Origin of the sequence: Litoribacter populi, assembly GCF_007483685.1 — a bacterium.
GTDB lineage: Bacteria > Bacteroidota > Bacteroidia > Cytophagales > Cyclobacteriaceae > Litoribacter > Litoribacter populi.
Genome location: NZ_VMKN01000001.1, coordinates 1,819,818 through 1,845,560 on the forward strand (window position 1 = coordinate 1,819,818; position 25,743 = coordinate 1,845,560).

A 25,743-nucleotide genomic window follows, 5' to 3' on the forward strand; every position below is an offset into this window, starting at 1 on the left:
ATCAAATTATTTGGAAAAAAGCTTTTATATTAAAAAATGCCTATAATTTTACAAAGGAAATCGATTGCAGAGGCGTCCTGAAGTAAAGAAAATGGTTAGGTGGGTTTTTATAAAAGTTTTGGTAATATCAGTCCTTCTTGGACTTGTGGAACCGACCTATGCATCTGATATAGACACTTTTCATCTGCTTTTAGAAAAAGCCGCAAAGAATCAATATGACTCCAAAGATTCGGCTTTTTATTATATAAGTCAGGCTAAAGATATTTCTGCCAAACTTGGTGGCCGTAAATTACAAGGTAAGGTTGCTAACAGGGAAGGTGCTATTCATTATATAGCTGGCAATTATCAGATCGCTTTAGATAAATTCGTTGAAGCGGAAAATATTTTCCAAAAGGATAAGAATTCCCCAGATTATATTTTCGCATTAAATGGAAGGGGGCTGATTTACCTTGGACAAAAGCAATATAAAGATGCCATAGAAATGTGGGAAACCACTTTGCAGCTGAACCAGAAGATCAATGACAGCACCGCCCTTTCCAAAAATCATTTTAACCTTGGTATTGCTAATACCGAGTTGAAAAACTTTGACCTAGCCCTCAAAAATTTAAAAATGGGGTTAGGTTATCTAAAACCGGATACTACCAATCAGCTCTGGTTCATGATCAAAAATCGACTGGCCAAAACTTATTTTGATCTGGATGATATCCTTATGGCCGAAAAATATTACAAAGAGGTTTTATCGGATTCCGCAAAACTTAACAATTGGGAAAAAACCTTTGCTTACACTGGTTTAGCAGAGGTCAAGCAGCGGCAAGGAAAATATGATCGTGCCTTGTCTTTGGCGCATCAAGGCTATGAATCCGGTCTTTTGGTAGGGGCTTTTTGGGATTTGGACCGGGTTACGAATGCGTTAGCTAATATTTATGAAGCTAAAGGCGATTATGATCGAGCTTTGACCTTCAATAAACTCCATAAGAGTTACAGTGACAGCCTATATTCAGAATCAAAAGACTTTCAGATTGCTGCCCTTGAACTTAAACTCGCGAAGTCTGATAATGAAAACTTACGAGCTGAGAAGGAAATCATGGATGACATGGCGGTCCGTAAGAATTTCATTCTCTCTCTGTTGATAATGGTTTTGCTAGGTTTTGTATTTATCGCTTTTATATACCGAAAAAGTTTAAATCATAAGGAGGCTTTCAATAAGGAACTTAAAAAGAAAAATAAGGCAATCCAAAAGCAGAAAAAGGAAATTTCGCAGAAGAACAAAACCTTGAACCAGCTAAATGAAGCTAAAACCAGGATATTTTCCGTCTTGACACATGATTTGAGATCGCCAATTAATTCTATAAAACAGCTGTTAGAACTTCAGAAAGAAGGGATGTTTACTCAAGAGGAGACCGATCAAGCATTGGACTTATTGTATGAGCAGATCGTGAAAACTGATGAGATGATGGCGAAATTGCTCCACTGGGCCAATCAGCAGATTGAAGGTGCCGTTGTCAGGCCACAGCGATTTTCCCTAAGTAAAGAGGTAGAGGAAGTTATAGATCTTTATGAGTTTCAGGCTCAAGCCAAAAAAATTAATGTTTATCATGAGATTATTGAGGATGTTGAGGTGATTTTTGATAAAGGTGATTTAAGAATTATCCTTCAAAACCTACTCAATAACTCTATCAAATTTACGCCAGTGGAGGGAGAAGTGCGCTTTTCCTATTCTTGCAATTCGGCTGGGGAAATAATGTTGCATGTAAAAGATTCCGGGGTAGGCATGGATCAGGATCAAATTAATTTTCTGAAGGGGAGTGATTTGAAAATGATGGATTCCGTGATGGGGACAGAAAAAGAAAAGGGTACAGGTCTGGGCTTATTGTTGGTCAAGCAGTTTGTGATAAATAATGGCGCTAATCTTGAAATATTAAGCAAAGAAGGGGAAGGCACAGAGTTTATTCTGAGCTTCCCCCAGGAAGTGGCTGAATTGCAAACCTAAATAATTACTGAAAGGCGTAAACGAATTGGCCAAAGCGCTCGTGGATAGCTTTCTCCAATTCCTCGCGATGTTCAGGAGCCGCAATTTTCATAAGTTCATAGGCTCTTTGGCGAAGATTTTTTCCATATAGATATGCTACGCCATATTCAGTCACTACATAATGCATGTGGGCTCGTGTAGTCACCACTCCGGCTCCTTGCTTTAAGAATGGGACAATTTTAGATTTACCCCCTTTGGTGGCAGCATTGAGAGCCATTACTGGCTTACCTCCCTCGGAAAGAGCGGCTCCACGCATAAAGTCCATTTGTCCACCCACACCGGAATAGTGATAGCTCCCTATGGAATCAGCGCAAACTTGCCCGGTAAGGTCAATTTCCAAACAACTGTTGATGGATACCACCTTTGGATTTTTGCGGATCACCGCTGTGTCATTTACATAGGCCGCCTCATGGAAAGTAAACTCAGGGTTGACATGAACCCGGTTGTAAAGCTTTTCTGTCCCGATGGCAAATGAGGTAACGATCTTGCCAGGGTGTTTTTTCTTAAATTTATTAGTGATAGCTCCTGTGTCCAAAAGATCAACCACTCCGTCAGAGAACATCTCCGTATGGATGCCAAGGTCTTTATGGGTGGTAAGCGCCTTCAATACCGCATCTGGAATGGCTCCGATTCCCATTTGAAGGGTGGATCCATCTTCTATCAAATCAGCAATATATCTTCCTATTGTAAGTTCTCTTTCACCTAACTTTAAACCATAATTCACCTCCGGCAAAGCTTCATCCACCTCAACAGCAGCGTGAAATTTACTGAAGTGAATCAACCCATCCCCATGGGTTCTTGGCATTCTTTTGTTTACTTGAGCAATAATTATTTTGGCCTTTTCAATTGCGGGTTTTGCAATATCCACTGAGACTCCCATGGAACAATATCCGTGAGAATCTGGTGGAGACACATGGAGTATTGCCACATCAATTGGAAGTATATCTCTCCGGAATAACAACCCAATCTCACTCAAAAAGATAGGCACATATCCACCTTGCTCACAGTTTACTGCCTGACGTACATTTTCTGAAACGAAAAGCGAGTTGATGAAGAAACTGCCTTTGCAATCGGGATGGGCTAGGGGCATTTCACCCAAAGTGGAAATGGATACCACTTCCACATTTTCAAGCTCCTCTTTACGATCCGCCAACGCTTTTAACATCACTGTAGGTGTGGCTGCACTTCCATGGACGAAAATTCTTTGTTGACTTTTAACAATCTTAACAGCTTCTTCGGCTGAGGTATAAGAATAAGACATAGGTTATAGTTGATTTAATAAATGAGTGTTAAATAGTAGCGTTTTCCGCCTGTTGTTTATTGATCAATGCTGATTTTACCATGATAAATTCAGAGATGTTTTCTTGGTCGAGCATTCCCAGAAAATGGTTGTTTTCATAAACTAGGGCCACTTTTTGGTTTTGGGCTGCCATTTTTTTCATTGCGTCCTCCAGTGGCATATAGATTTCCAGAGTCAATGGAGAAAGGTTGGCCACCTTTTCTACTAGGATCTGGTCATTGCCCTCATTGAGCCCTTTGATCATTTCCTCTCTGCTCAAGGTACCCACCGGCTCATCATCACGGACAACCACAAAATGGGTCGCTTGCCCATCTAGCAGTTTTTCTATGGCTCTGCTAAGTGGGGAGTCAAAACTGATCACAGGAAAGCGGCTCATCAATACATTCCCCACAGTAAATCCATGAAGCAAGGACTGGTTTTTGGTTTGGGTTACTTCGGCTGAAGCCCCTAGGAATATGAATATCCCAATTAGAACCAAAATAGGGTTGTAGAATAATCCAAGAAATACAAAGCCAATGGCCAGGACTTGGCCTATGCCTCCTGCGATTTCGGTAGCTCTTACTCTCGGTATTTTGATCGAAAGTAGTGCTCTCAGCACCCTTCCGCCATCCATTGGGAAGGCAGGGACCATATTGAACAGAGCTAGGAACAAGTTTGCGGTAGCTAGGTACAGCCAAATGGTTTGCCCGTTGAGGCGCATTTCCTCCATTTGGGTCAAGTCAAAGCCTACGACACTAATCGCTACTGAAAGAATGAGGAAAATAACCACGTTGACCAACGGGCCAGCCAATGCTACCCAAAGTTCCTGTTTTGGGTCTTCAGGCAATTTCTCCAATCTTGCCAACCCACCAATCGGAAAAAGAATTATATCCCTAGTTTGAATTCCGTATTTTTTAGCCGTCAATGCATGGCCAAACTCATGTAATAGAACACAGAAAAATATCGCCAGAATGAATATGAGAGTCCAGGTGGTGTCGGCCATAGACAAGCCAGAGCGCATACTCGAGATCAGGATCCAGATTAAAAGCAAACTGAAAGTCCAATGAATGAAGACTTTGATGCCGCTATATTTGCCAAGATATAAAGAAAATTTCATGCTCGGTATTTGGCTGTTAAGTCAATGGTTATGTGCCTACTACATTTGAGAAGCCAAAATGTTTGGCTAATTCCCAAGAGATCAATTTACAATATTTCCCTTGATTCCTCTGCAAAGAACGGTAACCTACCTGCCGAAAATAATGATCATTGTCAGCTTTTTGGATGATTGTAATTAGTAGAATCAGATAAACCGTTAAAAATAAAGTCCTTTCAAAATTTCTTCCATGAGGAATTAGAATATTTAATGTATGGTTTGATGATATTCAGGTTAGAAGTAACAAAACAATGTTCGGATTTCAGACGAATGGTGGTTTAAAGAAATACATATTATTTACTATATTCGCAATTCAAGAACTTAGAACAGTTCTGCTCGGTTAAATTAGAAGCAAAAACCCAAATATATGTCAGTTAGTCAAACATTATACAAGCCAACCAACCATATTAGGATAGTAACGGCCGCTTCCCTTTTTGATGGTCATGATGCCGCCATCAATATCATGAGGCGAATCATCCAGTCCACAGGCTGCGAAGTGATACACCTAGGCCATAACCGGTCGGTGCAGGAGATTGTAGATTGTGCGATCCAAGAGGATGTACAGGCCATTGCAATTACTTCTTACCAGGGTGGTCACGTAGAATTTTTCAAATATATGCACGACCTTTTAAAGGAAAATGGTGCAGACCATATCAAACTTTTTGGCGGGGGTGGAGGAACTATTCTTCCAGAAGAAATTAAGGAACTTCATGATTATGGAATCACTAGGATCTATTCTCCCGATGATGGCCGCTCCATGGGATTACAGGGTATGATTAATGACCTGGTAAAACTTGCTGATTTTCCAGTGGGAAAAGATCTTGCTGAAGACCATAAAGTCACTAGATGTGACAAGCAGTCAATTGCTAAATTGATCTCAGCTGCGGAAAACTATCCAGATGAAACCAAAGCTAAGCTTGAAGAAGTCAGAAACGTCAGCAAACAGTCCAAAACTCCTGTACTTGGAATCACTGGTACTGGTGGGGCAGGCAAGTCCTCTCTAGTGGATGAGTTGGTGAGAAGATTCTTAATTGACTTTGAAGACAAAAATATCGCCATCATATCTGTTGATCCTTCAAAGAGGAAAACTGGTGGAGCATTGCTTGGTGACAGGATTCGCATGAACGCCATTCATCATCCAAGGGTGTACATGCGCTCCCTAGCCACTAGACAATCCAATCTTGCTCTTTCAAAATATGTGCAGGATGCGGTGGATGTGGTAAAGGCAGCACAGTTTGACCTTATCATTCTGGAAACTTCTGGTATTGGTCAATCTGATACGGAAATTATTGAGCATTCCGACCTTTCTCTGTATGTGATGACGCCAGAATATGGGGCAGCCACTCAGTTGGAAAAGATTGATATGCTGGATTTTGCTGACATCATTGCATTGAACAAATTTGACAAGCGTGGTGCACAAGATGCTCTTCGTGATGTCAAAAAACAATACAAGCGCAACCATAATCTTTGGGAAACCGCCGATGAAGATATTCCAGTATTTGGAACTATCGCTTCACAGTTCAATGACCCGGGAATGAACACCCTATACAAGGCGATCATTTCGAAGGTAAAAGAAAAGACTTCTGCCGACCTGACTTCAAGTTTTGAAATCACTGGGGAGATGTCTGAAAAGATCTTTATTATACCACCAGCTAGGACGCGTTACCTTTCTGAAATAGCAGAAAATAATCGTCAATACGACAAATGGGCGGAGGAGCAAAAAGAAGTTGCCCAGAAACTGTACAGCATCAAAAAGTCCATTGAGGCCATACAAGGTGCCGGAGTGGAAGATCAAGACAGAATGGTGAAAGAACTGGATGAAGTTTACGCCAAACTTGAACTTGAGCTTGATCCTAAAAACAAAAAATGGCTGGAGGAATGGGAGACTACCGTTGGAAAATACGGAGAAGACTACTATACCTTTAAAGTGAGAGATAAGGAGATCAAGGTGAAAACCTATAGCAGCTCTCTTTCCAATACTAGAATCCCGAAAGTAGCCTTACCTAAATATGAAGCTTGGGGTGACTTACTCAAGTGGGGCTTGAAAGAAAATGTGCCAGGAGAATTTCCTTACACAGCCGGCGTATTCCCTTTCAAGAGAGAAGGGGAAGATCCAGCCCGTATGTTTGCAGGTGAAGGTGGTCCAGAAAGGACCAATAAGCGTTTTCACTACGTTTCTAGAGGATTACCTGCCAAAAGATTATCCACTGCTTTTGACTCAGTAACCCTTTATGGAGAGGATCCGGGTGATAGACCGGATATATATGGGAAAATAGGCAATTCAGGTGTGAATATCTGCTGTTTGGATGATGCCAAGAAGCTTTATTCAGGCTTCAACCTAGCTGATCCGATGACCTCAGTATCTATGACCATCAATGGACCTGCGGCTACTATGACAGCTTTTTTTATGAATGCTGCTATTGATCAGCAATGCGAGATTTATATCAAGGAAAATGGTTTAGAAGAAGAGGTTACCCAGAAAATTGATAAAATTTACTCCGAAAAAGGAGTGGTAAAACCTGCATATAACGCTTCGATCCCAGAGGGCAATGACGGGCTTGGTTTAATGTTGTTGGGTGTAACAGGCGATCAGGTTTTGCCTGCAGATGTCTACGAAAAAATCAAGGCTGATACCATTGCCAAAGTTAGAGGAACTGTACAGGCAGATATCTTGAAAGAAGATCAGGCTCAGAATACTTGTATTTTCAGTACTGAATTCTCCTTGAGATTGATGGGAGATGTCCAGGAATTTTTTATTGAAAACAACATCAGAAATTTCTATTCTGTATCAATCTCAGGTTATCATATTGCTGAAGCAGGCGCTAATCCGATTACCCAACTGGCGCTGACCCTTTCCAATGGATTTACTTACGTTGAATACTATGTTTCCAGGGGGATGGATATCAACAAGTTTGCGCCAAACCTTTCCTTCTTCTTCTCCAATGGTATTGATCCGGAATATGCTGTGATCGGTAGAGTGGCTAGAAGAATCTGGGCCAAGGCGATGAAATTGAAGTATGGAGCAAATGCCAGATCCCAGATGTTGAAGTATCATATTCAGACTTCAGGTAGATCACTTCATGCACAGGAGATTGATTTCAATGATATCAGAACCACCTTGCAGGCGCTTTATGCCATATATGACAACTGTAATTCACTCCATACCAATGCCTATGATGAGGCTATCACCACGCCAACAGAGGCGTCAGTGAGAAGAGCTATGGCTATACAGTTAATCATTAACAAAGAATTGGGACTTTCTAAAAATGAAAACCCAATCCAAGGCGGGTTCATCATTGAGGAATTGACTGATTTAGTGGAGGAAGCCGTATATGTTGAGTTTGACCGCATCACCGAGCGTGGCGGTGTCTTGGGGGCTATGGAAACCATGTATCAGAGAGGGAAGATCCAAGAGGAAAGCCTTCATTACGAAATGCTCAAGCATACAGGGGAATTTCCTATTATCGGTGTGAATACATTCCTTTCTTCAGAAGGGTCACCTACAGTAACGCCAGGTGAAGTGATCAGAGCTACTCAAGAGGAAAAAGAAGCTCAAATATTTACTCTGCAAAACCTGCACAAAAAATATGAATCGCTTTCAGGTGAATTGTTGAAGGATCTGCAAAAGGCCGCTGTACAGAATGACAACCTGTTTGAGAAGCTTATGGAAGCAGCAAAGCATTGTTCTTTAGGTCAAATTACGCATGCTTTGTACGAGGTGGGAGGGCAGTATCGCCGAAATATGTAAAATCTAATTAGTATATTGCTAAATGTTTAGAAATGGGTCATTTAATTATGGCCCATTTCTTCTGTTTTAAAAATCTATTATGTCGAATAAAAGAACAGTAAAGGTCAACATGCTGGCTGATCATGAGTATGAGGCAGTTAATGCTTTTGGAAACAAAGTAAGCATTGATATGTATGACGGAGAGGAAAAGAACTATCAATCCCCAATGGAGTTGTTGCTTTCTGCTTTGGGAAGTTGTGCAGCGGTAGATGCTGTATCTATGATGAAAAAGAAGAGGAAAGATGTGGCAGACTTCACCATTGATGTGGAAGGAGAAAGAAATGACGGTATTCCTGCATTTTTCAAAACAGTTCATTTGCACTTTACTTTGGTATCTTCAGATGCAAATGAAGAAGAGTTGGCCAAAGTGATCAAGCTTTCAGTAGAAAAATATTGCTCAGTGGCCTCCTCACTAAAATCCGAGATCACTTTTAGCTCAGAAGTGAAGCGACCATGAGAATTGTCAGGGAATTGACGGTAGGTGATGTTAGGGTCAGTATCTTTTCTTGGAACAATAAGTACTTACTTAAGTTTGAGCAAGGTATGATCGAGCAAACCTTCAAAATTAGCGAAACGGATATTTTGGAAGAGGAAGATCTTAATAGGTTTATGGAAGGTGATTTCTTTATCGCTGTTCAAAAAAGATTCGAGGAAATGCATCAATCACTTTATAATCAGTTATAAAATAATTAATTTTGGCGCTGATTTGATAATTTTAAGATGAAATATAGTTATTTATTGTTGATTTTAGGAGCAATGTTGTTCTTCCAATGTGAAAACAAGGTTAATAAAAGAGAGATTGATAATTTCGCACAAATCGACAGTGTTATCCAAGAAATCGAATCTGAGCTTACGCCTTTGGAAAATGAGATCGGTAGACTTGCTACTTATACTACATACTTGTACGAAAATCAAAACGAGTTTGTAGGAAAGGCGGACAAGGGTAAATTTGCTGTAAGCGACTCTGGGGTGTTTTATAATCCAAGTCCACAGGAGGAGGAGAGCGCCGTGTATATTTCCACTTTAACGACAAATCGTCAGGAAGCTATAAGGCAGGCATACTTTACCGAAGATCAGGATTCACTTTTCTCTAGATTAGTAAATGAAAACCCCATAGTTTCCCAAGTGTTCTTCAATACTAAAAACCAATTTTCACGTGTTTATCCAAACTACAGCGTGTTAACTATGGTGGAACCTGACCTTGATCTTACGACGTTTAATTTTTATTATATGGGCGATGAGGTTCGTAATCCGCAGAAAGGCCCTAAGTGGTTGGAAGAGGTATACATTGATCCAGTTGGAAGAGGTTGGGTGTTGTCCTTAATCCATCCTGTATATCACAAAAATAAGCTTCAAGGAGTGTTGGGATTTGATATCACAGTAAATAATTTAGTAGGTAATTTTCTAGATAAATCAGCGAAAAATTTTGTTATTGTAGATTCAGGAGGTACTATAATCGCAGGTAAAGCCAATGCAATTGAATCTTTGGATATGCCTCCATTGAAAAATCATACATACATCCAGACAATCAACTCTGATAATTTTCCGGTAGAGGATTTTAACTTGTTTAAATCAAAAAACAAAGAGGTCAGGAGAATGGTATCCCGGTTTTTGCTCGAAAAAGACAACAGTTTTGAATTGAGTCTTGACGGAAAAACCAATCAAGTCTATTGTAAAAGACTCAATATTTTAAACTGGTACATTATTGATATCAATAATTTGTGAACGGAAGCACATTAGAACAAAATATTGATCGTCCCCAACGCTTTTGGGTGTTGACAGGTTTATCCCTCGTCTCAGTCCTATTAATTTTATTTTTAGGCTACCTGTTTTATGCTGCCCTTTCCTCAAACCTAATTGAGACCAAAGAGGAACTGCTTAAGAAACAGACCGAGATGGCTGCCAACGAGGCCCAAAGAAAATTCAACTCCCTTGAGGAGGATATAATCTATTATGCTAGTATACTAGAAAGCATGCATGGTGCTAGCATTGACGAGGGAGCAAACGAAGTCAGAACCCGCAGATTGCTTAATAATTATTCCAACCTTATCGATCAAATGGTGGTACAGCACCCCGCTGTGGATGGCCTTATTATTTATTCGACCCAAAAGGATAATCATATCAGTCGTAAGATCTCTACTGAAGTACTAAAATATGATCCGCGTGAGAGTTTTATAATTACTACTCCAGTTTACAATATTAGGGTTATCGTAAAGGTTAATCTGGAAAATTATTTTCAAAATCATGTCGGTAGTTACTATCTAGGTAGCCAGGGTTACAAGGCACTTTATACCATGGATACCTTTCAGATCCTTAATGGCACCGCCGACCATCATGAAATTGAATATTCCCCATCCCTTTCTCAGAAAATAAGTTACGATGTGGTGGCTGGACTGAAAGGTAACTATGAAGGGACCATTATTAAAGACGGAGAAGAAACACGGGTTTTAGCAGCCCAATACCCTTTTAAACTCAGGCAACTCAACCATCAGTATGCCTTTGTTTTTTTTCTTGAAAAAAGCTCCATAGTATCGGGGATCTATGAAGCCTACTTTTACCTTTTTGCCCTTCTGTTTGTTCTGTTGTGTGTTTTGTTGATCATGTTGTTCAAGTTTTCCAAAGAAACCACAGAAAGTTATCAACTACTTAGCAGTACTACTTCGGAGCTAAACCAGTTGTTCAGACAGCAGACAATGTTGTTGCAAGAGTCCAATAGTTTTGTTTATTACCATGATGCTAAAGGTAAGATCTTTAAGGTAAGCGAAAATATTGAATCAGTCTTAGGTTATTCCGAAGACGATTTCATGGACAATTTTCGTAAAATTTTCCCCCATAATGAGCTTCGACACGTAAGACAAAAGGCTAAGGAAGCAGTCAAATCTCATAAAGACTATTTGCATTTTGAATGTGATTTGGTCAAAAAGAATGGTGAAGTGATCCGTACTAAAAACTTTGAGAGACTTTATTATGGTGACAATGGACAACTTTCGGGAAGTGTGGGTATCTGCACCGACATTACGGAGAAGCACTTAGCTGAACAAGATATTATTAAAAGCGAAAATACGCTGAGGTCGGTACTGGAGAGTATTCCAGATATTGTATTTATTTACGACAACTACGGTGTTTTCTTAGATTACCACGTCAAAGATGCCAGCATGCTTCTCATGCCTCCAGAAGAATGCTTAGGCATCTCTATATTGGAAGTCCTTCCTGGTCCGTACAATGTGGAAATGATGGAGGCCTTGGAAAGAACAGCTGAAAGTGGTGAAATGCAGACTCGGGAGATGCAGGTTTATCTTCAGGGTGGGAAAAAATATTTTGAGATAAGGTTTATCAAATTGGATGATGAGAGGGTAATGTCCCTTGGTCGCGACGTGACAAGCCAGCGATTGCTTGAGAAAGGGCTTCGAGAAGCCAAAGAAGCTGCTGAGTCTGCAAGTAGAGCTAAGAGTGATTTCCTGGCAAACATGAGCCACGAGATTCGGACGCCTATGAATGGTCTTTTGGGCATGATTGGTCTACTGGCTAATACCAAGCTTTCAACCGAGCAGAAAAGGTTTATCCAAGTCATCCGTGATTCGGGTGATAGTTTGTTGACCATCATCAAAGACATACTCGATTATTCTAAAATTGAAGCAGGAAAACTTGAGCTGAACCTTACGGACATTAACTTCCGCGAGCAGGTAAATAAAGTGGTTAATATATTTTCAGCTTTGGTGGCGGAGAAAAAAATTAACCTTAAACTTGAAATTGAAAAATCTACCCCTAACTGGATTTTGATGGATAGGGACAAATTGTTCCAGATTCTATTCAACCTTGTTGGGAATGCTGTCAAATTTACTCCTAAGGAAGGTGATATTACCATAAAGGTAACTAGCGAGCAGATTCTAAATTCCAACATTATGCTTTACTTTACTGTGAGTGATACAGGTATTGGAATTCCAGAGGATAAAATAGCAACTTTGACTGATCCATTTACCCAGGTGGATGGCTCTAAGACTAGAGAGTATACTGGAACTGGGTTGGGACTTGCGATTGCTAATAAATTGATTGAGCTTATGGGTGGAAGTCTTCATATTGAAAGTGAAGAAGGTAAAGGCTCAAGTTTCTCATTTACGCTATTTGTAACCGTAGGCGAAAAGCCGATTGATAAGTCAGAATCAGCAAGCCAGACAGAGGTAAATCTTCCGGAGGAAAATTTGAGTGCGTTGTCTGAAAAATATCCTCTTAAAATTCTAATGGCAGAGGATAATGAGATCAACATTCAGTTTATGTCTATTATTTTCAAACAAATGGGGTATATCCCTGATTTTGCGAAGAATGGTGTGGAGGCAGTAGCAATGTGTAAGAGCAAGAAATATGATTTGATCTTCATGGACAATCAGATGCCTAAAATGAACGGACTGGAGGCCACAAAAGCCATTCGGGAAATGGAAGGTGATCATAAGCCCACTATAGTAGGCTTATCAGCAAATATTTTCAAAGATGAAATTGAAAAAGCTTATGAGGCCGGTATGGATGATTACCTTACAAAGCCAGTCAAAATAGATCAGATCGCTGAGCGAATCAAAATCAGTTACCAAAACATATACGGATAAAAAAACCGAGATGAAAGTCTCGGTTTTTTTGTTAATATTTAAATAGCATTTAAATATTGGTATTTAAATCGAAAGCCTCTAAGTATTCAGCCACTCTTTTCACAAACTGTCCCCCCAAAGAACCATCCACTACTCTGTGGTCATAGGAATGGGATAGGAACATCTTGTGTCTAATGGCGATTACATCACCTGTTGGGGTTTCGACCACCGCAGGTTTTTTGGTGATAGCACCTACCGCCAAGATGGCAACTTGAGGCTGCATGATGATAGGTGTACCCATTACATTACCAAAAGAGCCTACATTTGACACAGTATAAGTGCCTCCTGAAAGCTCATCTGGAGAAAGCTTATTGACCCTTGCTCGGCTTGCCAAATCGTTGATCTTCTTGGAAAGTCCAGTTAGGTTGAGTTGGTCTGCATTTCTTATTACAGGCACAATAAGATTGCCCGATGGTAGAGCTACCGCTACACCAATATTGATGTCTTTTCTCTTGATGATCTTGTCCCAATCTACTGAAATGTTGATCATTGGGAAGTCCTGTATTGCTTTGGCTACAGCTTCAACGAAGAATGGAGTAAAAGTTAGTGCCTCTCCATGCTTTTGCTTGTAGCTGTTCTTTACTTTATTTCTCCACAGTACAATATTGGTCACGTCTGCTTCCACAAATGAGGTCACATGTGGGGAAATACGCTTAGAATCCACCATTCTTTCTGCAATCATTTTGCGCATCCTGTCCATTTCGATGATCTCATCTCCAGCATTTACGCTCACGTTTACTTTTGGAGCTGGTGTTGGGGCAGCTGGTTGAGTGGTGGCGGCTTGTGTAGACTGAGAAACGGCTTGTGGTGCGCTTTTTCTATGCTTCACATAGGCAAGCATGTCATTTTTGGTCACACGGCCTGATTTACCGGATCCTTGAATTGAAGCAAGTTCTGACCTGCTGATCCCTTCTTCCTTGGCAATCGAAAGTACAAGTGGAGAATAAAATCTGTCATCACCCTCACCAGAGTTTGCAGGTTGGGAAACAATCGTAGAGGTTTGGCTTGGCGCAGCAGCTAAAAGTTCCTCTTTTTCTTCTTTTGGTACTTGAGAAGTAGCGGCTGCAGGGGCACTTGTGCCGTTTGATTCGCCTTCAATCTCAATGATGGCAATTGGTGCACCAACGGCTACTACGTCGCCTTCTTTTACTAAAATCTGTTTAAGTACGCCTGCATGAGTGGCTGGAACTTCGGTGTCCACTTTGTCAGTGGCCACTTCCAACACAGATTCATCTTGTTCGATAGCATCCCCCTCGCTTTTCAGCCAAGTAAGGATGGTACCCTCAATAATGCTCTCACCCATTTTGGGCATCACCATTTCTACTGTTGCCATATGAAAATTATTTAATTGGGTTTATTTCTGAATTTTAAAATTAAATTTTAATTCCTGCTTTCCAAAATCATTCAGGTAAAAATTCATTCTGTTATTTGATTTATTTCCAATCTAAGCAAATTCAAAACCGAAATTGCTGATAGCTGGATATTGATCAACCTATCATCGGTCAATTGCAACCGCTTAGTTCTTACTCCGGTTTCTGATGCGCAGGCAATCCAGACAGTACCAACTGGCTTTTCATCAGAGCCACCACCGGGACCAGCCACCCCGCTGCTGGCAAGACCATAGTCCGCTCCGAATTTATCTCGAACAGCCATTGCCATCTCTACCACCGTTTCTTCGCTCACAGCACCGTGATCCACCAGGGTCTGTGAATTAACACCTAAAATCTGTTCCTTAAACTGATTGTGATAAGGCACAATGCTACCGCTAAAGTAGGCGCTAGATCCTGCCACACTCGTAATCAGGTGAGAAATATATCCCCCTGTACAGCTCTCGGCTAAAGCTACAGTTTTATTTTGACTCCTCAAAAGTTGCCCTACAGCTTCTTCCAAACTCGTGTTATCAAAACCATAAATATACTTTCCTGCTAAAGGTTGCAGCTTTTCTATTTGCTCTTTAACCTCAATCGCCAATTTTTTTTCATCCTCTCCAAACGCAGTTAACCGGAGCCTAACCAGTCCGATGGAAGGCAAATAAGCGAGCTTGATGTGAGGTGGCAAAGCCTCTTCCCATTCGCTTACTTTATCAGCAAGCCAACTCTCCCCAATGCCTACAGTCTTTACCACTTTATGATAAATGACAGGCAGGGAAAAACGCTTTTTTAATTGTGGAAATACAAAGGTTTCCATCAGCTTTTTCATCTCATGAGGTACACCAGGCATGGACATCCAAAGCGTGTTGTTTTCCTCAAACCACATGCCTGGGGCCGTACCCATGGTGTTTGGAACATAGGTGCATTTTGTGGGAAGATGTGCTTGTAGAATATTTAGCTCAGTAAGCTCCCTGCCTCGTTTTTCAAAATAAGATTTTACCGCCTCTAAGGCTTCTGGTACAAGTTCAATTTTGCATTGAAAATATTTTGCCAACACAGGTTTAGTAAGGTCGTCTTTGGTAGGGCCCAAACCTCCTGTGATCAAGACAATATCCGCTCGCTTTTCAGCTGCTTCAAATGCCTCTAATATTGCCTTTTCCTCATCACTAAGGGTAGCCCTATGAACCACTCGAACTGCAATGTCCGTCAGCTGTTGGCTTATCCACAGGCTATTAGTATCCATGATTTGACCGTACAGGAGTTCATCGCCTATAGCCAAGATCTCTGCTCTAATTTCTCTCATGACTTACGGCTATTTTCTTTTGTAAAAAGCAATGTCAAACGAGTATTCGTTTTTTTCGCTTTGCTCAAAATGTTCGCGCTGGGTTTCTTTCCAATTTTCCCAATCTAATTCAGGAAAAAAAGTGTCTCCCTGTGGTTTGGCTTTAACTTCCGTTATGACCATTTCATCTACTTGAGGCAGGGCCATTTTATAGATTTCACCCCCGCCGGCAATAAAAACTTTTTCCAGCCCTAACTTTTTCCCTAAAGAAAATGCTTGATCAAGAGATTGCACACAATAATGGCCTTCAGGGACGGTGTAATTTTCTTTTCTGGTTACCACTATTGAAGTGCGGTTAGGAAGGGGCTTGCCCATGGATTCAAAAGTCTTACGGCCCATTATCAGATGTTGGCCTAGTGTGGTTCTTTTGAAATGCTTAAGATCGTCAGAGAGTTTCCAGACAAGATCATTATTTTTGCCGATTACATTGTTTTCGGCTTTAGCTACAATCAGAGAGACTTTCAATTCAAAAATGCTTTAAGTTGTACAAGTTATCCTTCTTAGAAGGTTATGTCAATTAAATGGAATTCTATTGCAATTTGTTTCCCCTCAAAAATTCCTCAACCCCCATACGCTTTTTGCCCTGTAACTGCAATTCTTTTATACCCAATAAATTGTCTTGGGTGTGAAAATGTATGTAATGTTTTCCATCTGAATCAAAGGTCCCCGGATTGGAATTTGATAATTTTTCCAATACTTCACTGGCGAAAATTTTACAGGACTTGCCATCAATCTCCGTCCAGGCAGCAGGGTAGGGACTTAACCCTCTGATGTGATTGTGAATATCTTCAGCCGACTGGTCCCAGTTGATCATACACGTTTCTTTGAAGATTTTTGGAGCCTCATGATGGGCTCGGCTTTCGTCCTGGGGTGTAGGATTGACAGAGCCTTCCTGAATAGCCTCAACAGTTTTTAAAACAAGTTTTGCCCCTCTTTCCATTAATCGTACATAAAGTGAACCGACGTTATCATCTGGTTGAATTGGTTCTGTTTCCTGAAAAATAAGGTTTCCGGTATCGATCTGGTGTTTTAAAAAGAATGTAGTTACACCAGTTTCTTTTTCCCCATTCATTATGGCCCAATTGATAGGTGCCGCACCACGATAATTAGGCAACAGTGAAGCGTGAAGATTGAATGTGCCTTTGGCGGGCATATTCCAAACAGCCTCCGGCAACATGCGAAAAGCTACGACAATCTGCAGATCAGCCTTATATGAACGAAGTTCCTCTAGGAATTCCGGATCTTTCAGGTTTGTTGGCTGGAGTACAGGCAGATCATGTTTCAATGCAGCCTCTTTGACGGGGGAGGGGATTAGTTTCTGTCCTCTTCCCTTGGGCCTGTCGGGAGCGGTGATCACCGCTACCACATTCCAGCCATTTTCTACCAATATATCTAATGAAGGCACCGCAAATTCTGGCGTGCCCATATATATAATCCGAAGTGTTTTTTCCATAATACTTATAACTTTCCTATTGAAAAGGCCTTTTCCTGTTCAATATTACGATTTTTTGAGCAAATCGTCCCCGTGCTTACTGGACTAAGCAGTAATATTTAGGTTATAAAAAAAAAAGATGGACATATCTGTCCATCTCTCATTAATAACATTCAGAAGGTATCTAATATAGAAGGTATTTAGACCTCATTTTTTCATATTCGCTCAGGTCCTTTTCCCATGAGGCCCGTATATCTTTTTCTGGTTTACCAGCAAGGATGTCTTTTCTCAATTGATCCGTGCCGGCAAGCTTGTCAAAGAAGGCGTTGAAAAACTTTTCCTTCTTACCAGACTTATTATAAGCATCAAGTAAATAGGTTAGGGTAAATTGGTGGGATAAATCCTCATTTCTCAAATCCTTACCATAGCAGGTTTTATCCTGATGGGGAGGGTTTTTGGACATACCTGTGATGCTTTTTGGGGTGAAGCTGAAATCTCCGAAGCTTTCATCCGGGTAGCCATACACTTGAAAAGGAAAAGTGGTGCCTCTTCCCAAGCTGATATCCGTACCTTCAAAATAGCAAAGTGATGGATACAATCTAATCGAAATGTCGTTAGGCAAGTTTGGTGAGGGCTTGACAGGTAAGGAGTAAGCCTGAGAGTGGTCCCAGTTTTCAGCCTTGATAATAGTTATGTCCGCTTTCACCTTGTTTTTCAACCAACCTTCTCCATTGATCATTTGTGCAAGCTCTCCTACAGTGAGTCCATGAACAACTGGTATGGGGTGCATTCCTACAAAACTGGTAAAGCCTTCTTTTAGTACTGGGCCATCTACATAATCTCCGTTTGGATTAGGCCTGTCCAGGATGATCACCGGGATGTTTTGCTCTGCAGCGGCTTCCATGACATAATGAAGGGTGCTGATATAGGTGTAAAATCTAACACCAACATCTTGCAGGTCATAGATCAAAATATCAATCCCTGACAACGCCTCTTTGCTTGGCTTTTTGTTGTTGCCATATAGCGAGATTACGGGCAGACCTGTTTTCTGGTCTACTTCATTTTCCACTTTCTCCCCGGCATCGGCATCACCTCTAAATCCATGCTCAGGCACATATACTTTTTTCACCTTTTGATTTTTTCCAAGGAGAAAATCCACTAGATGGAGGTTGTCTTGTTGTGTCAAAATAGAGGTTTGGTTCACCACCATGCCAATATTTTTGCCATCAATCATGTGAAGGTATTCATCATGTCGATCCGCTCCGGTAATGGCGGTGTTTTGATTTTCCTGTTCGTCTTCTGACATACGGTTTTCCGCAGGGCTGCAAAAAGCCAAGGTGTTGACTAAAAAACCTAGGATAAATATTAATTTTAAATGCTTCATGTTAATTTGCAAAGGATTTTAAACAAAATAAAACAACTCCTTGAACCTTTCCTATTTCATTGCCAAAAGAATTAGCTTTAAAAGGACCGGCGGTTTTACTGGCACCATACACAATATCGCTGTAGCCAGTATATCAATAGGTTTGGCCATATTGCTGATTGCTTTCTTGATTTTAGGCGGTTTCAGGCATGTGATTGCTGAAAAGGTCTTCTCATTTACAGGGCATTATCAAGTGCACCGCTTTTCGGCAGGAAATATCTTGGACGACACCCCCACATCCAAAAACAGTCAATTTTATAAAAATTACCAGGATATTCCCTACATATCCCACGTGCAGGAATTTGCCCAGAAGCCGGGTCTGCTCAAAGGCGATGAGGAAGTGGAAGGCGTAATTCTCAAAGGGGTGGGGGAGAGTTTTGATGTGGAAACTTTTTCAACATCTCTTAAGGAAGGACGCTTTATCAATTTTGACGACCAAGCTGCTTCTAACGAAATACTGGTCAGTCGAACCATAGCCAATAAGCTTTTGCTTTCAGTTGGGGATAAAATCACCATGTATTTTGTGCAGGATCCTCCACGATACAGAAGGTTTGACGTGGTTGGGATTTATGAAACGTTTTTAGAGGATTTTGACGACAGGATCATCATTGGCGACATACAGACCATCCGAAACCTCAATGGTTGGAGCAAGGATAAAGTCGGCGGTTTTGAGGTCTTTATCCATGACCCTAGCAAAATTGATCAATACGCCGATGACTTTTATGACTGGGTGGACTATGATCTCAATGTGGTTAAAGTTACAGATAAGTATATTCAGATTTTTGATTGGCTGCTATTACTCAATAATAATGTGTATGTCTTTTTGGTTTTGATCCTCTTTGTGGCTGCCTTCAATATGGTTTCCATATTGTTTATCCTTATCATGGAAAGAACCCAAATGATTGGAGTTTTGAAAGCCTTGGGGTCACGCAACCGTCAGATTAGAAGGATTTTTGTATGGAACGGGATTAGGATTATTGGCCGGGGGATGTTGATAGGCAACCTTATCGGGCTTGGATTTGGCTTTATACAGGACAAGTTTAGGATTATCAAGCTGGACCCGGAGAATTATTACATGGACTATGTGCCCGTACACTGGGAATGGGCTTATTTGATTGGGTTGAATGTACTCATTGTGGTGGTAACCACAGCCGTGCTGTTTATTCCGGCTATGATGATTGCTAATGTAAAGCCAATAAAAGCAATCAGGTTTGATTAAAGGAGCATTTTATGCTGAACGACGGTATTTCTTCGGCTTAAAAATACTTTTGACTTTCATATGTATCACTCCTAACACTGCCTCTTTAAAGATGTTTTTAGACATTTTGGAGGTTCCTTTGGTGCGGTCTGTGAAGATAATGGGGATTTCAACTATTTTGAAACCCAATTTCCACGCGGTGAATTTCATCTCAATCTGGAAGGCATAACCGATAAATTTGATTTTATCAAGGTGAATTGCTTCCAAGACCTTTCTATGATAGCATTTAAAACCTGCAGTGGTATCTTTTATGGGGAGGCCAGTGATAAACTGAACATATTTGGAGGCGAAAAAGGACATGAGCACCCTTCCCATAGGCCAGTTGACTACGTTTACGCCCGTGATATATCGAGAACCGATGGCCATGTCAAATCCATCTTTTATGCAAGCATTGTAAAGCTTGACTAAGTCATCTGGATTATGGGAAAAATCAGCATCCATTTCGAAAATATAATCATAGCCGTTTTTAAGGGCAAACTTGAATCCCTCTATATAAGCGGTGCCCAAACCCAGTTTCTGCCCTCTGTTGATGAGGAAAAGTTGGTCCTTGTGATTTTCCTGTAATTTGGCTACTTCTGCTGCCGTGCCATCTGGACTGCCGTCATCAATTATTAAAACATGGAATTTCCCAGGCAAACTCATCACCTTTTCAATAAGGTCATGGATGTTTTCCATTTCATTATAAGTTGGAATAATTACGAGCTTGCTATCTGCCATTTCTGATAATAAAAGATCAAATTTATAACTATATGATAATTTAACCGTTTTTTACGGAAAAAAATACCAAATTTAACCCTTCAAACTTATCAAGACATGACGGGGAAAATAGGTGTGGTGACTTGCGAGTCACTTGGAGATTATAACAATAATGCAGAAAGTGAAGACTCTATTCTTTCGGAACTACTTACTGCCGAAGGTTTTGACTTCAAATTTGAAGTTTGGTCTGACAGGGCTGTAGATTGGTCACAGTATACCCACTTGGTAGTCAAATCCCCTTGGGATTATTTTGACCGTTATGTGGAATTCACCACTTGGTGCCAGACCATAATTGAATCAGGGATTCCCGTTTTCAATAATTTGAAAACCATTCTATGGAATTCTGATAAAAAATACTTGCAGGAAATTCAGGAAAAAGGCCACAAGATCATTCCAACTCATTTCCTGCAGAAAAATCAGCCAATATATTTGGAAGATGTGTTTGTTGAGTTTTCAACTGATGACCTAATATTCAAGCCTACAATAAGTGGGGGAGCAAAAAATACCATTAAACTCCATAAAGGGGAAACTGATGCCATTAGCTCCAACCTAGAAGAGTTAGTGAAAAATGAGGACTTCTTACTTCAGCCTTTTATACCGGAAATTGTTGCTGAAGGTGAGTATAGCCTAATATTTTTCAATAATAAATTCTCTCACGCTGTTCTGAAAAGTCCTAAGGATGGTGATTTTAGGGTTCAGCATTTCTTTGGCGGCAAAATCACTAGCATACAACCTTGTCCATCGCTTATGAGAAACGCTGAGCTGATAATCCAAGATTTTGCCCAAGATTGCCTTTACGCTAGGGTAGATGGTGTAATGATTGAAGGAGTTTTCTATCTGATGGAGCTGGAGTTAATTGAACCTTATTTGTTCCTTTTTACACATCCGGAGGCTAAGGCCAACTATATTATGGCTTTGAAAGAAAAACTAACTATTGGCAGTATTTAGCCAAGTTTTCTAAAGCATATTTACTCCCGTTCTTAGCAGCCAAATTAAGATCGGAACATGCCTTATTTGGGTTTTTTTTGGTAAGGCAAACTCCTCTGCGTGCCATTGCTTCATAGTGCTTGGGGTTTTTCTCAAGCACTTTGTCAAAATCCTCAATTGCCCATTCCCTCATCCCAATAGTCATGTAAGCGAATCCCCTGTTATAAAGGCCTTGTAGACTTTCAGGTTCCAATGTCACGTACATGTTAAAAGCACCGGCCGTACCGGCAGGGTCACCCAGTTTTCCTCTAGCAATGCCCTGGTAATAATATACCATCGGTTCTTTAGGCCTTAGCTCTTTGGCTAGTTCTAAAAATTCTTCAGCAGATTTATAGTTTTCATTGACTATCATGGCTCTTCCAAGTAAAAAAAGTATCTCAAAATCTTCTGAATCATGGTAGGATGCTATCAGGAGATGCTTTTCAGCTGTTTTGTAATCTTTTAATTTGAAGGCCAGGCTTCCTAGTCCTGCGTGTGCTTGTGCGTAGGTAGGCTTTAGCCTGATGATGGTCTTGTAATCCTTAGCAGAACTTTCGTAATCCCCCAATTCTTCATAAGCCCTTGCTCTTAAATGAAGTGCTTTGAGGTCTGTTATGTTGAAGAAAAGGGTTTTATTGAGGCTGGAAACGGCTTTCTCATAATTACCACTCTGATAGTAGGCTTCACCGCTTTCAAATGTACTGCTGCAGGAGAAAAGTCCAAGGACAAAAATGTAAATGATAAAATTGGGGTGTTTCATGGCTGTGGTTTTACCCGAAACTAATGAATAAGTTTTTAAATTAAAAACCTAACCTTAAAAAATATTCCTGGGGCCTAACAAAATAGACCCCAGAAGTATTATAAAACGCCTTTGGTACTAGGCAATTGATCTTTGCTTTTAGGATCGTACGCAACAGCCATTTTAATCGCACGGGCCAATCCCTTAAAGATTGCTTCGATTTTATGGTGCTCGTTTTGACCCTCAGCCTTGATGTTAAGATTGCATTTGGCAGTGTCGCTGAATGATTTGAAGAAGTGAAAAAACATTTCAGTAGGCATGTCCCCAATTTTTTCTCTCTTAAATTCAGCATCCCACACCGTCCATGGCCTGCCCCCAAAATCAATCGCCACCTGAGCCAACACGTCGTCCATTGGAAGGAGAAAACCATAACGGTATATGCCTTTTTTGTCTCCTAAAGCCTTCAAGTAAGCTTCACCCAAAGCTAAAGCAGTGTCTTCAATAGTGTGGTGCTCATCTATGTGCAGATCGCCCTTTACTTGAATAGAAAGGTCTGTTCCACCATGTCTGCCCAGTTGCTCGAGCATGTGATCAAAGAATGGCAATCCGGTATCAATACTGCATTTGCCGCTACCATCTAGGTTGACCTCAATTTGGATTTCCGTTTCTGAAGTCTTTCTCTGGACAGAAGCTTTTCTAGCTGGGTTTTTCAAAAATTCATGAATTTCCTCCCATGATTTTGTGCAAAAAGTGGCAGCTTCATGGGGCTCCCCGATAAAAATGGATTTTGCTCCCAAGTTTTCGGCAAGCTTCACATCCGACAACCTGTCACCAATTACATAGCTGTTTTCCAGGTCATAATTCCCGTTCAGGAAATGTTGTAGCAAACCTATTCCTGGTTTGCGAGTTGGAAGATTTTCGTGCTCAAAAGATTTGTCGATATGGATTTCCCTAAAAGCTATGCCTTCTTGCTCCAATATCCTCAACATTTTGTTTTGGGCGGGCCAGAATGTTTCCTCGGGAAAAGAAGATGTACCCAAACCGTCCTGATTAGTAATCATGATCAATTCATAATCCGTATCATCAACAATTTTTTTAAGGTTGGAAATGACCCCTGGATAAAATTCAAGCAGTTCCAAGCTATCTATTTGAAAGGTAACCGGCGGCTCGAGGATGATGGTGCCGTCACGGTCTATAAACAATACTTTTTTCATTTTACGGTTTGTTTAAAATATGCCCCGAATGCATTCAAGAACACCTCATTTTCTTCTGGGGTGCCTACAGAGATACGCAAGCAGTCCTCACAAAGGGCCACTTTGCTGCGGTCACGGATGATGATTTTCTCTTCAATCAAATAATGGTAAATCTCTCGGGCCTCTTTGACCTTGATTAAGACAAAGTTTGCATCGGATGGATAGACTTTGCTAACCTCTGCCATCCCTTCTAATTTTTTCACCAAATCCTTTTTCCCTTCCATAATCTTGCCGACCATTCCGTGGACAGCATTGGGCTGGGACAGGGCTTTAAGTACTTTTTCTTGGGTGAGGCCCGAAATGTTATAAGGAGGCTTGATAAGGTTGAGAATAGCGATGATTTCTGCGGATGAAAAAGCCATCCCAATACGCAAGGATGCCAATCCCCATGCTTTTGAAAAGGTTTGAATGATGACCAAATTGGGATATTTTCCTAATTCAGATATCATGCTGACCTCTGGAGCAAAATCAATATATGCCTCATCCACTACTACTATTCCGTCAAAATTTTCCAAGATCTGAACTATGGAATTTTTGTCCATCAAGTTGCCAGTGGGGTTATTGGGACTGCAGATGAAGATAACCTTGGTGTAATTATCCACCATCGCCAAGATTTGTTTCGGCTTCAACTGAAAATCTTCGCTCAATTCCACCCTTTTAATTGCTACGTCATTTATAGCTGCGCTTACCTCATACATACCATAAGTAGGAGGGAGGATGATGATGTTGTCTTTACCAGGGTTGCAAAACGCTCTCAGCAATAAGTCTATAGCTTCATCGCTACCATTTCCCAAGAAGATTTGATTTTGGTTTACGCTTTTTATCTCAGCAAGCTTTTCTTTAATCTCATTCTGATATGGATCAGGATATCTATTGAAACTACCCGGTGCAGTGGATCCAAATGGGTTTTCATTGGCGTCAAGAAAAACTCCCTCCGTTCCTGCATATTCATCCCTTGCTGAGCTATAGGGTTTAAGACCTGCAATGTGTGGTCTTAACATTTTTTGAAGTTCAAAACTCATGATTGCTCACCGTTTAAATATTGCAGACGGAGGGTTACCGCATTTTTATGAGCTTCCAAAAGCTCAGCTCCAGCCATTACTTCTATAGTTGGTCCTAGGTTTTTAATGCCTTCCTCGCTAAGTTTCTGATAAGTTATTTTCTTCACAAAACTATCAAGAGATACCCCACTGTAATTCTTGGCGTAGCCGTAAGTGGGTAGCGTATGGTTGGTGCCTGAAGCATAATCACCGGCCGACTCAGGAGTGAAGTTCCCAATAAATACTGACCCAGCATTTCTAACCTTATAGGCTACTTCGTCACTGTTTTCTACCACCAAAATCAAGTGCTCTGGAGCGTATTCGTTGATTAGTTCGAGTGCCTTGTCTGGATTAGGCATCACCACGGCAACGGAATTCTCAAGCGCTTTTTCGGCAATGGCTTTTCTTGGAAGTTTCTCAAGCTGTTTGTCCACTTCCATAATGGCTGCCTTAGCTACTTTTTCACTGTTTGCTACCAGGATGACCTGGGAGTCAACCCCGTGTTCGGCCTGGGAAAGCAGATCTGCAGCCACAAAAGCAGGAACTGCCGTTTCATCCGCATACACCAACACTTCTGAGGGACCTGCAGGAAGATCTATTGCCACTCCTTTTTTGGTTGCCAGTTGTTTGGCTGCGGTTACATATTGATTGCCTGGGCCAAAAATCTTATCCACCTGGGGTACTGATTCTGTGCCGAAGGTCATGGCTGCAATGGCTTGAGCACCACCTGCTTTTACTATTTTATCAATGCCAATCAGGTCGGCAGTGTACAGGATCGCTGGGTGTATTTGGCCTTCCTTGTTTGGTGGAGTACACAGGACAATTTCTTCACAACCTGCAATGTTGGCTGGAACGCCAAGCATCAACACTGTTGAAAACAAAGGTGCTGTTCCTCCAGGTACATATAACCCAACCCGCTGAATAGGTACGCTCCTCCGCATACAGGAGACACCTTCCATGATTTCCATTTTCAGGTCGGGTGTCTGTTGGGCCTCGTGAAATTTCTTAATGTTTTCGAGGGCTAGCTGAATGGCTTGCTTCAGCTCAGTCGAAACATTCTCCTTTGCCTCTACGATCTCCTGTCGGCTGACCAACAATTCTGTGATTTCTACATGATCATATTCGAAAGCAAACTTCTGAAGGGCCTTGTCGCCTTGACGTTTTACTTTTCGCATGATGGGCTTGACCAGTTTCTGTATTTCTTTAGTCTTAAATACAGGCCTTGCGATTTCTTTTTTCCAATCCTTTTTGGAAGGGTTGTTCAATATTTTCATCTTCG

20 protein-coding genes are annotated in these 25,743 nt (G+C 41.0%); 8 read left to right on the forward strand and 12 right to left on the reverse strand.

Annotated elements, in window-relative coordinates:
• Positions 1–118: 118 nt before the first annotated feature.
• Positions 119–1,990, forward strand: a complete 1,872-nt coding sequence (locus FPL27_RS07960; RefSeq protein ID WP_185974327.1) for a tetratricopeptide repeat protein — start codon at positions 119–121, stop codon at positions 1,988–1,990.
• Between the two features lie 4 nt (positions 1,991–1,994).
• Here the strand turns inward: FPL27_RS07960 and FPL27_RS07965 are convergent, their stop codons facing one another.
• Together FPL27_RS07965 and FPL27_RS07970 are read right to left on the reverse strand one after the other, a co-directional pair.
• On the reverse strand, positions 1,995–3,290 hold the full coding sequence (locus FPL27_RS07965) for an acetyl-CoA hydrolase/transferase family protein (RefSeq protein ID WP_143960586.1): 1,296 nt from the start codon (positions 3,288–3,290) through the stop codon (positions 1,995–1,997).
• Between the two features lie 28 nt (positions 3,291–3,318).
• Entirely contained in the window at positions 3,319–4,425 is a 1,107-nt protein-coding gene (locus FPL27_RS07970) for a site-2 protease family protein (protein WP_143960587.1), read from the reverse strand.
• A gap of 403 nt (positions 4,426–4,828) precedes the next feature.
• On the opposite strand from FPL27_RS07970, the gene FPL27_RS07975 reads away from it, so the two are divergent.
• The 5 genes from FPL27_RS07975 (at position 4,829) to FPL27_RS07995 (ending at position 12,846) form a co-directional block, all read left to right on the forward strand.
• A complete protein-coding gene (locus FPL27_RS07975; RefSeq protein WP_143960588.1) occupies positions 4,829–8,209 on the forward strand; it encodes a methylmalonyl-CoA mutase family protein in 3,381 nt (1,126 codons plus the stop codon).
• Positions 8,210–8,288: 79 nt separating this feature from the next.
• Positions 8,289–8,705 (forward strand): OsmC family protein, encoded by a 417-nt coding sequence (locus tag FPL27_RS07980; protein ID WP_235893395.1) that lies wholly within the window; start codon positions 8,289–8,291, stop codon positions 8,703–8,705.
• A complete protein-coding gene (locus FPL27_RS07985; protein ID WP_143960589.1) occupies positions 8,702–8,932 on the forward strand; it encodes a hypothetical protein in 231 nt (76 codons plus the stop codon). Before FPL27_RS07980 ends, FPL27_RS07985 begins: the two co-directional genes overlap by 4 nt.
• A 36-nt stretch (positions 8,933–8,968) precedes the next feature.
• Positions 8,969–9,973, forward strand: a complete 1,005-nt coding sequence (locus FPL27_RS07990) for a PDC sensor domain-containing protein (protein ID WP_143960590.1) — start codon at positions 8,969–8,971, stop codon at positions 9,971–9,973.
• Entirely contained in the window at positions 9,970–12,846 is a 2,877-nt protein-coding gene (locus tag FPL27_RS07995) for a PAS domain-containing hybrid sensor histidine kinase/response regulator (protein ID WP_143960591.1), read from the forward strand. The genes FPL27_RS07990 and FPL27_RS07995 overlap by 4 nt, the downstream gene beginning before the upstream one ends.
• A 49-nt stretch (positions 12,847–12,895) precedes the next feature.
• Here FPL27_RS07995 and FPL27_RS08000 read toward each other — a convergent pair whose 3' ends face one another.
• The 5 genes from FPL27_RS08000 to FPL27_RS08020 form a co-directional block, all read right to left on the reverse strand.
• The gene (locus FPL27_RS08000; protein ID WP_143960592.1) at positions 12,896–14,218 is read right to left on the reverse strand and encodes a dihydrolipoamide acetyltransferase family protein; all 1,323 of its coding nucleotides are present in this window, start codon (positions 14,216–14,218) and stop codon (positions 12,896–12,898) included.
• A gap of 83 nt (positions 14,219–14,301) precedes the next feature.
• Entirely contained in the window at positions 14,302–15,558 is a 1,257-nt protein-coding gene (locus FPL27_RS08005) for a competence/damage-inducible protein A (protein ID WP_143960593.1), read from the reverse strand.
• A gap of 9 nt (positions 15,559–15,567) precedes the next feature.
• Positions 15,568–16,062 carry a dihydrofolate reductase gene (locus FPL27_RS08010; RefSeq protein WP_143960594.1) on the reverse strand — a complete coding sequence of 165 codons (495 nt, stop codon included), beginning with the start codon at positions 16,060–16,062 and terminating at the stop codon, positions 15,568–15,570.
• Between the two features lie 64 nt (positions 16,063–16,126).
• A complete protein-coding gene (gene fmt, locus FPL27_RS08015) occupies positions 16,127–17,050 on the reverse strand; it encodes a methionyl-tRNA formyltransferase (protein WP_143960595.1) in 924 nt (307 codons plus the stop codon).
• 163 nt (positions 17,051–17,213) lie between these two features.
• Positions 17,214–18,413: an exo-beta-N-acetylmuramidase NamZ family protein gene (locus FPL27_RS08020; protein ID WP_143960596.1), complete on the reverse strand. Its 1,200-nt coding sequence runs from the start codon at positions 18,411–18,413 to the stop codon at positions 17,214–17,216.
• Positions 18,414–18,453: 40 nt separating this feature from the next.
• Here FPL27_RS08020 and FPL27_RS08025 point away from each other — a divergent pair, with 40 nt between their 5' ends.
• Positions 18,454–19,671, forward strand: a complete 1,218-nt coding sequence (locus tag FPL27_RS08025; RefSeq protein ID WP_143960597.1) for an ABC transporter permease — start codon at positions 18,454–18,456, stop codon at positions 19,669–19,671.
• A gap of 9 nt (positions 19,672–19,680) precedes the next feature.
• On the opposite strand, the gene FPL27_RS08030 is transcribed toward FPL27_RS08025, so the two are convergent.
• Complete coding sequence (locus FPL27_RS08030; RefSeq protein ID WP_143960598.1) at positions 19,681–20,427, reverse strand: polyprenol monophosphomannose synthase; 747 nt, start codon at positions 20,425–20,427, stop codon at positions 19,681–19,683.
• A 96-nt stretch (positions 20,428–20,523) separates the two neighbouring features.
• On the opposite strand from FPL27_RS08030, the gene FPL27_RS08035 reads away from it, so the two are divergent.
• Positions 20,524–21,414 carry an ATP-grasp domain-containing protein gene (locus FPL27_RS08035; protein ID WP_143960599.1) on the forward strand — a complete coding sequence of 297 codons (891 nt, stop codon included), beginning with the start codon at positions 20,524–20,526 and terminating at the stop codon, positions 21,412–21,414.
• On the opposite strand, the gene FPL27_RS08040 is transcribed toward FPL27_RS08035, so the two are convergent.
• The 4 genes from FPL27_RS08040 to hisD form a co-directional block, all read right to left on the reverse strand.
• On the reverse strand, positions 21,398–22,192 hold the full coding sequence (locus FPL27_RS08040; RefSeq protein ID WP_143960600.1) for a tetratricopeptide repeat protein: 795 nt from the start codon (positions 22,190–22,192) through the stop codon (positions 21,398–21,400). The two genes, FPL27_RS08035 and FPL27_RS08040, sit on opposite strands and share 17 nt — an antisense overlap.
• 98 nt (positions 22,193–22,290) lie before the next feature.
• Entirely contained in the window at positions 22,291–23,385 is a 1,095-nt protein-coding gene (gene hisB / locus FPL27_RS08045; protein WP_143960601.1) for a bifunctional histidinol-phosphatase/imidazoleglycerol-phosphate dehydratase HisB, read from the reverse strand.
• Positions 23,382–24,446, reverse strand: coding sequence for a histidinol-phosphate transaminase (gene hisC, locus FPL27_RS08050; protein WP_143960602.1), 1,065 nt, complete (start codon positions 24,444–24,446; stop codon positions 23,382–23,384). The genes hisB and hisC overlap by 4 nt, the downstream gene beginning before the upstream one ends.
• Complete coding sequence (hisD, locus tag FPL27_RS08055; RefSeq protein WP_143960603.1) at positions 24,443–25,738, reverse strand: histidinol dehydrogenase; 1,296 nt, start codon at positions 25,736–25,738, stop codon at positions 24,443–24,445. Before hisD ends, hisC begins: the two co-directional genes overlap by 4 nt.
• Positions 25,739–25,743 lie beyond the last annotated feature (5 nt).

Coding starts and splice junctions, on each gene's coding strand:
- hisD (WP_143960603.1), bottom strand. CDS start 25,738: ATGAAAATATTGAACAACCCTTCCAAAAAGGATTGGAAAAAAGAAATC.
- FPL27_RS07965 (WP_143960586.1), bottom strand. CDS start 3,290: ATGTCTTATTCTTATACCTCAGCCGAAGAAGCTGTTAAGATTGTTAAA.
- FPL27_RS08030 (WP_143960598.1), bottom strand. CDS start 20,427: ATGGCAGATAGCAAGCTCGTAATTATTCCAACTTATAATGAAATGGAA.
- hisC (WP_143960602.1), bottom strand. CDS start 24,446: ATGAGTTTTGAACTTCAAAAAATGTTAAGACCACACATTGCAGGTCTT.
- FPL27_RS07985 (WP_143960589.1), top strand. CDS start 8,702: ATGAGAATTGTCAGGGAATTGACGGTAGGTGATGTTAGGGTCAGTATC.
- FPL27_RS08035 (WP_143960599.1), top strand. CDS start 20,524: ATGACGGGGAAAATAGGTGTGGTGACTTGCGAGTCACTTGGAGATTAT.
- FPL27_RS07990 (WP_143960590.1), top strand. CDS start 8,969: ATGAAATATAGTTATTTATTGTTGATTTTAGGAGCAATGTTGTTCTTC.
- FPL27_RS07975 (WP_143960588.1), top strand. CDS start 4,829: ATGTCAGTTAGTCAAACATTATACAAGCCAACCAACCATATTAGGATA.
- FPL27_RS08005 (WP_143960593.1), bottom strand. CDS start 15,558: ATGAGAGAAATTAGAGCAGAGATCTTGGCTATAGGCGATGAACTCCTG.
- FPL27_RS08040 (WP_143960600.1), bottom strand. CDS start 22,192: ATGAAACACCCCAATTTTATCATTTACATTTTTGTCCTTGGACTTTTC.
- FPL27_RS08020 (WP_143960596.1), bottom strand. CDS start 18,413: ATGAAGCATTTAAAATTAATATTTATCCTAGGTTTTTTAGTCAACACC.
- fmt (WP_143960595.1), bottom strand. CDS start 17,050: ATGGAAAAAACACTTCGGATTATATATATGGGCACGCCAGAATTTGCG.
- FPL27_RS08000 (WP_143960592.1), bottom strand. CDS start 14,218: ATGGCAACAGTAGAAATGGTGATGCCCAAAATGGGTGAGAGCATTATT.
- FPL27_RS07980 (WP_235893395.1), top strand. CDS start 8,289: ATGTCGAATAAAAGAACAGTAAAGGTCAACATGCTGGCTGATCATGAG.
- hisB (WP_143960601.1), bottom strand. CDS start 23,385: ATGAAAAAAGTATTGTTTATAGACCGTGACGGCACCATCATCCTCGAG.
- FPL27_RS07970 (WP_143960587.1), bottom strand. CDS start 4,425: ATGAAATTTTCTTTATATCTTGGCAAATATAGCGGCATCAAAGTCTTC.